The sequence below is a fragment of the Gordonia sp. 852002-50816_SCH5313054-c genome (genome assembly GCF_001665925.1).
GTDB lineage: Bacteria > Actinomycetota > Actinomycetes > Mycobacteriales > Mycobacteriaceae > Gordonia > Gordonia jacobaea.
Window position 1 is genome coordinate 47131 of the sequence record NZ_LZTE01000047.1, and the last position, 12359, is coordinate 59489.

Sequence of the window (12359 nt, forward strand, 5' to 3'; positions counted from 1 at the left end):
CGTGCCCATATCCGGTGTCGGTACGCGGCCACTTTGCGACGTGACCGATGGCACAATGGTGCCCATGCGCTCGATCTGGAAGGGCGATCTGAGCTTTGGCCTGGTCAACGTGCCCGTCAAGGTGTATTCGGCGACGGAGAGTCACGACCGCAAGTCGTATCAGGTCGATTCGTCCGACGGCGCCCGCATCCGTTATCGCAGGGTGCGGGAGGGAACCGATACCGAGGTCGACTACTCCGACATCGCCAACGCCTATGAAACCGACAGTGGCGAGTCGGTGATCCTGACGAAGGACGACCTTGCGAGTCTGCCGGTGCAGAAGAGCCCGGAGATTTCGATCGTCGAGTTCGTACCCGTCGACCAGGTCGACCCGATCTACTTCGACAAGCCCTACTATCTCGAGCCGTCGTCGAAGTCTCCGAAGGCATACGTGCTGCTGGCGAAGGCGTTGCAGGAGACCGACCGGTTGGCGATCGCGTCGTTCACCCTGCGCAACCGCACGCGCATGGCGGCGCTGAGGGTCATCGAACCCGGCGTGATGACCCTGCAGACGCTGCTGTGGCCCGACGAGGTGCGCAAGCCCGACTTCGACTTCCTCGGCGACGACGTGCAGATCCGCGACCAGGAATTGAAGATGGCGTCGTCGTTGATCGACTCGATGGCCACCGACTACGACCCGGACGAGTTCTCCGACACCTACCAGGACGAACTGTCGAAGCTGATCGAGGCGAAAGCCGAAGGCGGCGAGGCATTTCCGGAGAGTGATGAGAAGGAAGAAGCCGCCGACGAGGACTCCGACGTCGCGGATCTTCTTGCCGCACTGCGTGCTTCGGTGAAGGACAAGGGAGACGCGAGCGGCGGTTCATCGGACGCTGCCGACAAGCCGCCCGCAAAGAAAGCCGCGGCGAAGAAGGCGCCGGCAAAGAAGGCTGCCGCCAAGAAAACTGCAGCCAAGAGCACCGCAGCCAAGAAGACAACAGCCGACAAGACAACGGCCGAGAAGTCCACAGCAGCCAAGAAGACGACCCGAAAGCGAGCGGCAAGTTGAGCGACGTACTGGATTTGCTCATCGTGGGAGCAGGGTTGGCGGGGATCGACGCCGCCTACCGTGTGACGGAGCGAAATCCGGGCTTGCGGTATCGGATCGTCGAACAGCGTGAACGTATCGGTGGCACGTGGGATCTGTTCCGCTATCCGGGAGTGCGGTCGGACTCCGACATCTTCACGCTCAGCTTTCCGTTCCGACCGTGGCGCGGAACCAAGACCATGGCGTCGGGTGCCGAGATTCGTGACTATCTCGAAGACACCGCCCGCGACACCGGGATCTACGATCAGATCGACTTCGGCGTCACGGTCACCGCAGCCGACTTCGACACCGCGTCCGACACCTGGACTGTCACGACCAATGCGGGCGGCGAAACCCGCACGTACACAACGCGATTCCTCTATCTGTGCACCGGCTACTACCGATACGACGAGGCCTACACCCCCGACTTCGCCGGCACCGAGGACTTCTCCGGAACCATCGTGCATCCGCAGTTCTGGCCCGAGGATCTCGACTACGCGGGCAAGAACGTCGTCGTGATCGGCAGTGGCGCAACGGCTGTCACCCTCATCCCGAGTATGGCCGACCGCGCCGGTCATGTGACGATGCTGCAGCGTTCGCCGACGTACCTGTTCCCCGTCGGCTGGCAGGAGCCGACGACGCCCTGGATTCAGCGGTTGCTGCCGAGGCAGTGGGCACACGACGTGATCCGGTACCGCAACGCACTTGTCACGCTGTCGATCTACCTGTTCGCGCGGCGGTTTCCGCGTACGTCGCGAAAGCTGCTGCGGCAGATCGCGATCCGCAACCTGCCCAAGGGATACGACGTCGACACGCACTTCCGTCCGCGGTACAACCCGTGGGATGAGCGATTGTGCATCATCCCCGACGCCGACTTCTACAAGGCTCTCGGCTCCGACCATGCCGACGTGGTCACCGACCAGATCGACCGGTTCACGCCCGGCGGGATCAAGCTGGTGTCGGGCGAGGAGCTGCCCGCCGACATCATCGTGACCGCGACCGGACTCGAACTGCTCGCCTTCGGCGGCGCGCAGCTGTCGATCGACGGCGTCGAATTCAAGCCGCACGAGAAGTTCGCCTATCGCGGGTACATGCTCAACGACGTACCGAATCTGGTGTGGTCCATTGGCTACACCAACGCGTCGTGGACGTTGCGCGTCGATCTGACCAGTAAGGCGGTCGGTGATCTGATCGCGTACATGCGGGCGCACGGATACACGTCTGCGGCGCCGACCGTCGGGTCGGCGACGCTGCCGGAGCACATGTTGTTTGCACTGGATGCGGGCTATGTCCGACGCGGCGCCGTCGCTCTCCCCAAGTCGTCGGATCAAGCGCCGTGGCAGGTCCGGCACAACCTGGTACTCGATGCCATCGATTCGCGTCGCTACGAGGTCACCGAAGCGATGGAGTTCCACACCGTCGGCGAGTCGGCGGCGAAAAGCGCTGGCTGAACGGGTGCGCTGACGGGCATCCTCGGGAGGTGACCATCACCGCCAGCGAGTCCCGGCTGCCGCGCGCTCTACGGCCATTGGCCGGCGCGCAGTTCCGTCGGCTCGTGGCTGGCCTCATCTTGGCGTTGTTCTCCGACGGCGTCTGGGCCATCGCGCTGGTATGGCAGATCATCGAACTCGGTGGCGGCCCGACGCAGGTCGCGTGGGCGTCGGGTGTGTCGGCGGTGGGCATGATCGTCTCGACGCTCGCGGGCGGAGTGCTCGCCGACCGGGTCTCGCAACGATCGATCATCGTGGCGCTCGAAGTGGTCAAGATGGGTGTGTTCGGACTCGTCGGAGTGCTGTCGATCTTCGGGGTGCTCACCCTGCCGATGGTGGTGATCGCCGCGTTGCTCGGTGGAGTCACCACCGGTATGTACTACCCGGCCTACTCGGCGCTGCTTCCGCGGATCGTCTCGGCATCGGAGTTGCAGGCCGCCAACGGAATCGAAGGGTTCTCCCGGCCCGTCGTCTTTCAGGCGATCGGCCCGATGGTTGCTGGATTGATCGTGTCGGTTGCCGCGCCGGGACCCGCGGTCGTCGTTGCCGCGGTCGCGAGTATCTGTTCCGGCGCGTGCTATCTCACGATGAAACCGCTACCTCAGCGTCGAGAAGCGTTGCGGGGCAACCCGGCACGATCGGCGGTCACCGATCTGGTCGAGGGCTTCGGATACGTCCTGCGGACTCCGTGGCTATGGGCCACGTTGTTCTTCGCGACGCTGCTGGTGCTGGCAACGATGGGTCCGATCGAGGTGCTCGTTCCCTTCGCGCTGCGCGAACGCGTAGACGGTGGCGCGGGAGACCATGCGCTCGTCCTCGCCGCTTACGGGGCGGGAGCGGCGATCGGTTCGGCGTACTTCGCGTCGATCAGGATGCCTCGGCGATACCTCACCGTCATGTTCGTCATCTGGGGTCTGTCGAGCCTGTCGCTTGTTGTCATGGGCGTCGCCGAGCACACCTGGCTGTTCATCGTCGCCGGTGCATTGCTGGGATTCGGATTCGACGCCCCGTCGGTGCTGTGGGGAACATTGCTGCAGCGGCGGGTGCCGCCTGAGCTGTTGGGTCGGATCGCGAGTCTCGACTTCTTCGTATCCGTCATTCTGATGCCGGTGTCGATGGCGATCGCCGCACCGCTGAGCAACGCCATCGGGCTCACCGCGGTGTTCGTGATCGGCGGCATCCTGCCTGTTCCAGCCGCAATCGCCTTCTACGTCGCCGCGCGACTCTGGCGCGACGAGATCGAGCATCCGTTGGACGACGCTGTGGTGGTGACGGCCCCGAGCGAGTCCTGAGTGGGATTGCGACAATGGATGCCATGCGCGAGATTGTGACCCTGGCTGCCGCCGCCACCTGGCGTACCCCGGTGATCGCGTGGCAGGGGCTACGAGCCAAGCGGAGCGTCGTCCGATTGCCGCAGGCCGAGGGCGACTTCGGGACCGTCGGCGACGCGTCGGATCCGAATTGTCTGCGCCTCGTGGTCCTCGGCGACAGTCTCGCCGGCGGCGTCGGGGTCGACAACCACCTCGACACCCTCGCCGGCGGAGTCGCGACACGGCTCGCCACCAGAGAGGGCCGCTCGGTGCAGTGGGTTGTTGCCGCACGAACTGGTTTCACCGCTGCGCAGGTGATAACACTGATCGACGACGCCGTGCTTGCACAGGCCGACGTCGTGGTCGTGTCCGTCGGGGCCAACGACGCGAAGAACATGCACACGGCCCGTCGGTGGCGTGACGAGCTGACTGCTTTGCTCAACGCCGTGTGCGCGGCGGCGGAGCGGGCCGAGATCGTGCTGCTGCCGGTGCCGATGCTGCAGATGTGCCCGGCGCTGCCGGGTGCGCTGGCCCAGACGCTGGGCATGCGTGCCGCGCAATTCGACGCGATCGCAGACGACGTGGTCGCCGGATCCGGGCGAGTCCGCAGAATCATGCGCTTCGAGCCGTCCGGCGACGGATTGTTCGCCGCCGACGGATTCCATCCCTCCGCGGCGTTCCACGCGATCTACGCCGAGCAGATCGACGCCGCGCTGAGCGCTACCGATGGAGATTCTCCGGCGCGTCGCTGAGTCCTCGGCGGCGTGCATTCTTTTTTCGAGCGAATCCCTCGTGCCTTCGATCTATCACTGATAGAGTTTGGTTCGTTGGAAGTTAACGACGATAGAAGAAATCCTCTTGGAAGGAATCGCGATGCTCGCGACCTCGATCGGACTCATCCTCAGTTGGGCCGGCGCGCTGATGATCATTGCAGTCGGCTGCGCTTACCTGGCGAGGAACGAGAAGAATGCGGCCGGTTTCGGACTGCCGACGCCTCCGGCTCCGGACGCACGGGGCTGGTGGCAGGTGAAGGGCATCCGCGACGTCGTGACCGGACTACTCGTCATCGTCTTCACCTTCGTCGCACTCGACTACCTCGGTGTTCTGGTCCTCGTGCTTGCCTTGATCCCGTTGGGGGACATGGTGATCGTGCTGACAAATCGGGGCAGTAAGGCAGCCGCCTACGGCATCCACGGCGCGACCGCACTTGCACTGATCGTCGCCGCAGTTCTGCTCTTTCTCTGATCCGACAGTCAATCAACAAGACAATGGAGACCACGATGACCACCACCGCACCCGTATTCCGCAGCGCCAGTGACGATGTCGTCGGCAACGAGCGCGCGTCGATGCACCTGCTGTTCGACGCATCCGACACCGCAGGCGCGCTGAGCTCACTCGAAGTTCGCCTCGACGCGGGTGTCGACGGCGCCGCGCCTCACTTTCACCGGCAGTCGTCCGAGATGTTCTACGTCATCGAGGGTGGCCTGCGCCTGATGGCCGGTAATGAGATCGTGACAGTCGAAGCTGGTGCGGCAGTGTCGATTCCGCGACTCATGCCGCATGCCTTCGGTGCGGTGCCCGACGCTGCGGCACGCGTCCTGATCGTCCTCACGCCCGGCGTCGAACGATTCGAGTACTTCCGACTGCTTTCGCGAATCCAGGCGGGCGAGGCCACATTCGAGGAGTTGGCGGCTGCGCAGGAACCGTACGACAACCATTTCGTCGACGCGCCCGAGTGGTGGAGTGACCGCCACAGCTCACGTGGTTGAGGAGTCGGTGTCCGGCGGCGCGATGAGATGGCGACGAGCGCCGTCGACGACGAGGTCGGTGAGAGTGCGCAGCAACGACGACCCGAGCTTCCAGTACTGCCAGTAGAGCGGCACGTCGACGTGGAGGTCGGTGAAGGTGACCACCCGGCCGCTGTCGAGAGCATCGGCGATCTGCGCCAGAGGGACTGCACCCCAACCCATTCCGGCCTCGATGGCACGGTGGTACTCGGTCGAGGCAGGGATGTAGACGGCGGGCGGATCGAGTCGCTGTCCCGACATCATTCGGAGCACTCTGCGTTGCAGCTCGTCGTTGCGATCGAACTGCACCATCGGGGCCTTGGCGAGGGATTCGTCGTCGACGCCGTTGGGCATCCAGGTGTCGAGGAACTGCCCGGTGGCGACGGGTAGATAGCGCATGATGCCCAGCGGTCGCAGTGTGGTCCCCCGGATGGGCAGGGGATCGGAGGTGATGGCGCCCATCACCTCGCCGGTCACCAAGCGCGAGCTGTTGACTGCTTCGTCGTCGCGGATCACTTCGACGGCAACAGGGTTCTCGCGGTGGAAGCGCGCGAGCGTGGGGAGGAGCCAGGTCGCGAGCGAGTCGGCGTTGGCTGCAATCGGGAGATGGACGCGCGGGCGGTCGGTGAGTGAGGCGGTCACGGCGTCGTCGAGGTCGCCGGTCAGTTCGAGCTGAGCCTCGAGGGCGAGCAGATTCCACTGCTTGGCCATCCGTGCGAGAACCTCGCCGTCGCGCGTCGCGGTGATCGGCTTGGTGCGACGGACCAGGATGCGTCCGACGGAGACCTCGAGCGCCTTGATGCGTTGGCTGACCGCCGACGGTGTGATGTGCAGTTGCTCGGCCGCGGCGTCGAACGTGCCCGCGTCGAGTACCGCTGACAGCGTGCGTAGTGCGTCCGATCCGAGATCCACATAAGAGAGTCTAATGTTTCGACAGAAACATTCGCTGTACTTGTCAGCGACGTGCTCTTACGTTCGTGTCATGACGACATATCTCCTCGCGGCCATGATGGGGTTGCTCACCGGAGCGGGCTTGATCGTGGCCATCGGGCCGCAGAACATCTTCGTGCTGCAGCAGGGTGTGCGCCGTGTGCATGTGAATCCGGTGATCGCGGTGTGTGCGCTCTCCGACGTGGTGCTGATCGTCGCGGGGGTCGCGGGACTCGGCGCGTTGGTGTCTGCGCATCCTTCCGTGGTCACCGTCGCGAAGATCGCGGGCGGGGCGTACGTCATTGTCTTGGGTCTGCTGGCTGCGCGACGGTGTCTTCGGTCGAGCGAGGCCATCACGGCCAACGCCGACGAGGTGCGCACCGCGTCGCGCTGGGTGGCGATCGGGTCGGCGCTCGCGCTCACGTGGCTCAATCCGCACGTGTATCTCGATACGGTGCTCACGATGGGGGCGATCGCCAACAGTCACGGAAATGCGAAGTGGGCGTTCGCGATCGGCGCGTGCGCGGCGAGCGTGCTGTGGTTCACGCTGATCGGCCGCGGCGGGAGCAGGCTCGCCCCGCTGTTTGCCAAACCCCGGGCGTGGAAGATTCTCGACGGCATCGTGGCCGTGATCATGGTGGGCATGGGCGCTGCGCTGCTGTTCTCGGCGTGAGGTGGTCTTTTTCCGTTGATTGAGCCGGCCGCGAGCGGGCGTGGCCCCTTCTCGCTGATTGAGCCGGCCGCGAGCGGAGCGAGCTGCCGAGTCGAAATCACTTTGGTGGTCTCGACAAGCTCGACCAGCGGGTTCAGCTCGACCAGCGGGTGCGGTTTGACCAGCGGGTGGGCCGTTTCCGCTGATTGAGCTGGCCGCGAGCGCAGCGAGCTGCCGAGTCGAAATCACCAGCGGGTATGGCTCGACCAGCGGGGCTCAGGCCAGCCCGAGGCGGTAGGCGTAGGCGACGACGGCCGCGCGGTCGCGGCATCCCGTCTTGGCGAGGATGTGGTTGATGTGCGTCTTGACGGTGCTCACCCCCAGGACGAGTGTTCGGGCGATCTGTTGATTCGACAGCCCCTCCGCGATCAGCGTGATGACCTCCGACTCGCGTTCGGTGAGGCCGTCGGGGTTGAGCGCGCGTGGATTGCTCTGGTTTGGCGTCGCCGATGTCCGAGACAGCAAGGCGCGCATCGCCTTTTCGTCGAGCAGTGAGCGGCCTGCCGCTGCCGAGAGCAGCGCTGACTCGATCGCCGTGGGGTCGGCGTCCTTGTTCAGGAAGCCGACGGCACCGGCGTCGAGTGCCTCGACGATCGTCGCGTCGTCGTCGTAGGTGGTCAATGCAACCGCGCGGGTCGTGGCCCCGGACGCGACGAGTCGTCGAATTCCTTCGATCCCACCGATTCCCGGCATCCGGAGGTCGGTGAGAAGCACGTCGGGAGTCTGCTCGGCCACCAACGCGAGAGCGTCCTCGGCCGACGACGCAACGCCGACCACGTCGAGAGAGTCGAACAATCCGAGCATCGAGCGCAACCCTTCGCGCACGACCGTCTGATCGTCGGCGATCACCACCCGTACTGTCATGAACCCACCTGTACCGTCATGAACCAAACCGGACCGTCAGATCGAAACCCTGTGCGGTCGTGCCGTATTCCAGCGATCCACCTGCCGCTGTGATGCGTTCGGCCAACCCGGTCAGCCCGTTGCCGCCGCTGGTGTGGCCACGATCGACGAAGGTCGACGGGTCGCCAACCGAGCGCACCCGAACGAGTTGCGGTGTGAACTCGATACGTATGGGTGCGCCTGCGGCGTGACGCATCGAGTTGGTGAGCCCCTCCATCAGCACCGCGCGCACGTCGTCGTGCCAGATCGCTGGCACAACGTCGACATCGCCGGACACTTCGACGTCGAGCCCCGCACCGGTTCGCAACTGCGCCAAGGTCTTCGGTAGCCAGTGGTCGAGTGGCTCCGACTCTCGCGTTGCGCTGTCGCGCAGTGATTCGACGGCGGTCTTCGCCTCACTGAGGCCATCACGCGCCAACGCGGTTGCGGTGCGCAGCTTTTCGGTCAGTTCCGCAGACGCGGACTCGCGCTCAGCCTGCAGAGTGGCGCCCTGCAGTGTGACGATGAGGCCCGAGAGTGTATGCGCGAGAACGTCGTGGAGTTGTGCGGAGATCTGGCGTTGCTGCTCGGCCAAGGCCGCCCGGGAGCGTTCGGCGGCAATGATCTCGCGTTGGGTTGCGGCAAGCTCTGCGGCTTCGCGTTGACGGCGCCGCAACTGCATGAAGGCGAAAACCGCTGCCGCACTGGCGACATTGATGCAGACAGCCCAGGCGTTGTGGGTCTGCCACCACATCAGTATTCCCAGCGCGGTCAGCGATGGCGATGCGATGAGCGCCGACACGAGGACCGTCGTTTGCGACATCGCCGCCGCGGCAACGCCGATATAGGGCAGCCAGACCGTCGCGCCACCGTGAAATGCGAACGCTGCGACAACCGACGCCGCCACCGTGGCGATGGCGTGCAGGGCCGAGGCCTGAGTGCTCCAGCTCCGCGCATTCTTGTCGCGCAGCACCGAACGCAATAGCAACACCACCAAGACACAGGTGGCTATCCAGCCGATGGCGGTCGCCCAGATCGGCTGCTTGCCGGTGTCGGCGAACGCTGAGACCAGCACCGAGACCGCGACGATCCCGCGGATCAGCAGGCGGTCCGTCGCCACCGGATCTTGACTCGTTGTCACATGGCAACCGTAATGTCGACGTCGGAGATCAGGGGCGTAGGAGTAGCACGATCCACCCGATCTCCACCCGGGTTCCACCCTCGGGTTGATGTTTCGCCTGCTTCGCGAGCCGATGCTCAAAGCATGAACATTGCAAGCACAGCAGTCATCACCGTCCTGGTCGTCGTCTTCATCCTGTACCGCCAGACGCGGGAACAACCACTCAAGGACAACTTGTTCAAGCTGCCGTTGATCATCGGGATCATCGGCGTCTTCGAAACCGCGCAGTATCTCGGCGGCGGACACCATGTCACTGTCGGCGCGACGGTGGCGGTCCTCGTCGGCTTCGTCGTCGCGGCGATTCTGGCGGTGCCGCGAGCGCACAGCATGCAGGTCTACCGCAATCCGGCAGGCGTGATGGTCCGCAAGGGAGGTGCGCTGACCATCGTGCTCTGGGTGGTCGCGATCGCGGCACATGTCGCCATCAGCCTGGTGGTGCCCGCCTTCTTCGGCGACGGCATACAGCACGGAATGGGCGGACTCGACGGCGCGAGCATCATGATCTACCTCGCGATCAGCCTCGGCGCGCAGGCCGCGGTCACCAGCGGCAAGGTCGCCGAGCATCACCGGACACACAGCGCGATGTCGCGGTGAGCGGGTGGTCTCGACAAGCTCGACCAGCGGGGGACGCTCGACCTGGGGGTGGTCTCGACAAGCTCGACCAGCGGGTGCAGCTCGACCAGCGGGTGCAGCTCTACCAGCGAGGGGACGCTCGACCTGCGGGGCGCCTCAGCTCCGACCCGCCGAGACGGCTTCGCGCGTCTCGGCGGGTTCGTCGTCGATCGGGATCTTGCGGATCTCGGTGCCCTCGATGTCGACGTTGGGCAGGATGCGGTTGAGCCAGCGGGGAATCTTCCACGCCCAGTCGCCCATCATCGTGATCACGGCGGGCACGACGGCCATGCGGATGATGAAGGCGTCGAAGAAGACCGCGGCGGCCAGTGCGAAGCCCATCATCTTCGCGATCGTGTCGGGCGCGAGCATGAAGGCGGAGAACACCGAGATCATGATGACCGCAGCGGACGCGACCACGCGCGCTCCGTGCTGGTAGCCGACGATCACCGAATCCTTCGCCGACAACCCGTGCACGTACTCCTCGCGCATTCGTGTCACGAGGAAGACCTGGTAGTCCATCGCGAGTCCGAACACCACGCCGATCAGGAAGATCGGCAGGAACGAGATGATCGGCTTGGTGTGTTCGATCAGTCCGAGGTGGCCCTCCTGGAAGATCCACACCGTCGCACCGAACGTCGCACACACCGAGAACAAGAAACCGATGGTCGCCGTCAGCGGCACGAGCAGCGAGCGGAACACGATGGTCAGGATGATGAAGGCAAGCCCGACCACCACGATGAGGAACGGCAGCAGCGCGCTGCTGAGCTTGCTCGAGATATCCGACATGATGGCCGTCTGGCCGCCGACATTGACGGTTGCGCCACCGGGTTTCGACGATCCGTAGTCACGTATCTGATCCATCAGCGTGTGCGTCTCGGGGCCCGAGGGAGACTTCGCCGGAGTGACCGAGATCAGCGCGGCCGTCGCACCCTGTTGGGGGTTCTGCTTGTTCTGGCCGTTGCCGACCCAGACGATCTGCTCGGGGTTGGCGACGTTCGGCAGGGTCTTCACCTGAGCGACAACCGCATTGGCTGCGGGAGCGATATCTCCGTTCGACGCGTCACTGACGACGACGAGTAGCGGCCCGTTCACGCCTTCGCCGAAGCCGCGTTCGAGGAGCTTGGTTGCCGCGTACTCCTTGTCGCCGGTCGAGTCCATGCCGAGTTGCATGCTCGACATCGGGATCGCGGCGATGCCGAGCAGCACGAGACCGACGAGTGCGACGGGCAGTGGGAACCGGGTGATGAAGCGGGCGACGCGTAGACCGTTGGACGGTTTCGAATCCGGTTCGTCGCCGTGACGCAGGCCGGGAATGCGGGGGCTGAAGGCAAACCTGCCGAACGCGCCGAGCAGTGCGGGGATCAACGTGATGGCACCGAGCACCGCGACCACGACGGCCAGTCCCGCCGAGATACCCATCTGCGTGATGAAGGGGATGCCGACGACGCTCAGCGCACACACGGCGATCACGACGGTCAGACCAGCGAACACCACTGCGGAGCCTGCGGTTCCCACGGCTCTGCCCGCAGCGGCCTCACGCGACCCGCCGAGATTCAGCTCGGATCGATACCTCGACACGATGAACAGCGCGTAGTCGATGGAGACCGCGATCCCGAGCATCGTGATGATCGTGGTGGCACTCTGCTGGACGTCGAAGATCTTGGCGCTCAACGTGACGAGCAGCATGGTGATGCCGACACCGAAGATGCCGGTGACGATCGGGATGAACGCGGCCACGATGGACGCGAACGCGATGATCATGACGATGAACGCGATCACGAAGCCAAGCAGCTCAGACACCCCGCCCTGCTGAAAGACCTGCATCAGCGAGCCGGTGCCCTCGACCTGTAACCCGTTGCCGCGGAACTCGGCGAGCAGATCCTCGAACTGCGCCATGTCGTCGTGGGTCAGTTCGTTGGCCCGAATGTCCTGCCTGATCTGGATCAGCCCGACCTTGCCGTTGTCGCCGAGAACCTTCGGGGCGATGGCGGGATTGGCCTTGGCGGCCGTCACCGGATTGACGACGGTCTGTGGCTCGATGACCTTGGGTAGCGTTCGAGCCTTGGCGACGAGTGCGTCGATCTGGCCCATGTGGTTCTCGAGACCGTCGTCGGCTTCGACGAGAATGCTGGTCGACGAATTCAACTGCTGATCGTTTGCCGCCGGGAAGTCTTGCTTCATCACCGACATCGCGCGATCGGAGTCGGTGCCGGGGAGCTCGAAATTGGTGGCGAAAGTCGGTTTGAGTACGCCGACGAGAGCACCGAGAACGATCAATACGACGATCCACGCGCTGATCACGATCCACTTGTGGCGGAATGCCGAACGTCCGAGCTTGTACAACCAGATAGCCATCTGAACCCTTTGATATCCCCGACTGGTCGCAC

General features: G+C 64.5%; 12 protein-coding genes. 8 read left to right on the forward strand and 4 right to left on the reverse strand.

Going from position 1 to position 12359, the window contains the following annotated elements:
* Window positions 1-64: 64 nt before the first annotated feature.
* The 6 genes from ku (at window position 65) to A5788_RS11435 (ending at window position 5635) form a co-directional block, all read left to right on the forward strand.
* The gene (ku, locus tag A5788_RS11410; RefSeq protein ID WP_442902827.1) at window positions 65-1048 is read left to right on the forward strand and encodes a non-homologous end joining protein Ku; all 984 of its coding nucleotides are present in this window, start codon (window positions 65-67) and stop codon (window positions 1046-1048) included.
* The gene (locus tag A5788_RS11415; RefSeq protein ID WP_064864094.1) at window positions 1045-2517 is read left to right on the forward strand and encodes a flavin-containing monooxygenase; all 1473 of its coding nucleotides are present in this window, start codon (window positions 1045-1047) and stop codon (window positions 2515-2517) included. Before ku ends, A5788_RS11415 begins: the two co-directional genes overlap by 4 nt.
* Window positions 2518-2546: 29 nt before the next feature.
* Window positions 2547-3848 carry an MFS transporter gene (locus tag A5788_RS11420; protein WP_049699400.1) on the forward strand — a complete coding sequence of 434 codons (1302 nt, stop codon included), beginning with the start codon at window positions 2547-2549 and terminating at the stop codon, window positions 3846-3848.
* A 23-nt stretch (window positions 3849-3871) separates the two neighbouring features.
* Window positions 3872-4618 carry an SGNH/GDSL hydrolase family protein gene (locus tag A5788_RS11425; RefSeq protein ID WP_231894311.1) on the forward strand — a complete coding sequence of 249 codons (747 nt, stop codon included), beginning with the start codon at window positions 3872-3874 and terminating at the stop codon, window positions 4616-4618.
* Between the two features lie 121 nt (window positions 4619-4739).
* The gene (locus A5788_RS11430; RefSeq protein ID WP_049699491.1) at window positions 4740-5111 is read left to right on the forward strand and encodes a DUF4267 domain-containing protein; all 372 of its coding nucleotides are present in this window, start codon (window positions 4740-4742) and stop codon (window positions 5109-5111) included.
* 35 nt (window positions 5112-5146) lie between these two features.
* A complete protein-coding gene (locus tag A5788_RS11435; RefSeq protein ID WP_064864142.1) occupies window positions 5147-5635 on the forward strand; it encodes a cupin domain-containing protein in 489 nt (162 codons plus the stop codon).
* On the opposite strand, the gene A5788_RS11440 is transcribed toward A5788_RS11435, so the two are convergent.
* On the reverse strand, window positions 5624-6565 hold the full coding sequence (locus A5788_RS11440) for a LysR family transcriptional regulator ArgP (RefSeq protein ID WP_064864098.1): 942 nt from the start codon (window positions 6563-6565) through the stop codon (window positions 5624-5626). The genes A5788_RS11435 and A5788_RS11440 overlap by 12 nt on opposite strands.
* 70 nt (window positions 6566-6635) lie before the next feature.
* Between A5788_RS11440 and A5788_RS11445 the strand changes: the two genes are divergently transcribed.
* A complete protein-coding gene (locus A5788_RS11445) occupies window positions 6636-7256 on the forward strand; it encodes a LysE/ArgO family amino acid transporter (protein WP_064864100.1) in 621 nt (206 codons plus the stop codon).
* A 255-nt stretch (window positions 7257-7511) separates the two neighbouring features.
* On the opposite strand, the gene A5788_RS11450 is transcribed toward A5788_RS11445, so the two are convergent.
* On the reverse strand, window positions 7512-8159 hold the full coding sequence (locus A5788_RS11450; RefSeq protein ID WP_064864102.1) for a response regulator: 648 nt from the start codon (window positions 8157-8159) through the stop codon (window positions 7512-7514).
* A gap of 16 nt (window positions 8160-8175) precedes the next feature.
* A complete protein-coding gene (locus tag A5788_RS11455; RefSeq protein WP_064864104.1) occupies window positions 8176-9318 on the reverse strand; it encodes a sensor histidine kinase in 1143 nt (380 codons plus the stop codon).
* Between the two features lie 123 nt (window positions 9319-9441).
* Here A5788_RS11455 and A5788_RS11460 point away from each other — a divergent pair, with 123 nt between their 5' ends.
* Complete coding sequence (locus tag A5788_RS11460; protein ID WP_064864105.1) at window positions 9442-9951, forward strand: hypothetical protein; 510 nt, start codon at window positions 9442-9444, stop codon at window positions 9949-9951.
* 135 nt (window positions 9952-10086) lie between these two features.
* Here A5788_RS11460 and A5788_RS11465 read toward each other — a convergent pair whose 3' ends face one another.
* Window positions 10087-12327, reverse strand: coding sequence for an MMPL family transporter (locus tag A5788_RS11465; RefSeq protein WP_064864107.1), 2241 nt, complete (start codon window positions 12325-12327; stop codon window positions 10087-10089).
* Between the last annotated feature and the right edge of the window lie 32 nt (window positions 12328-12359).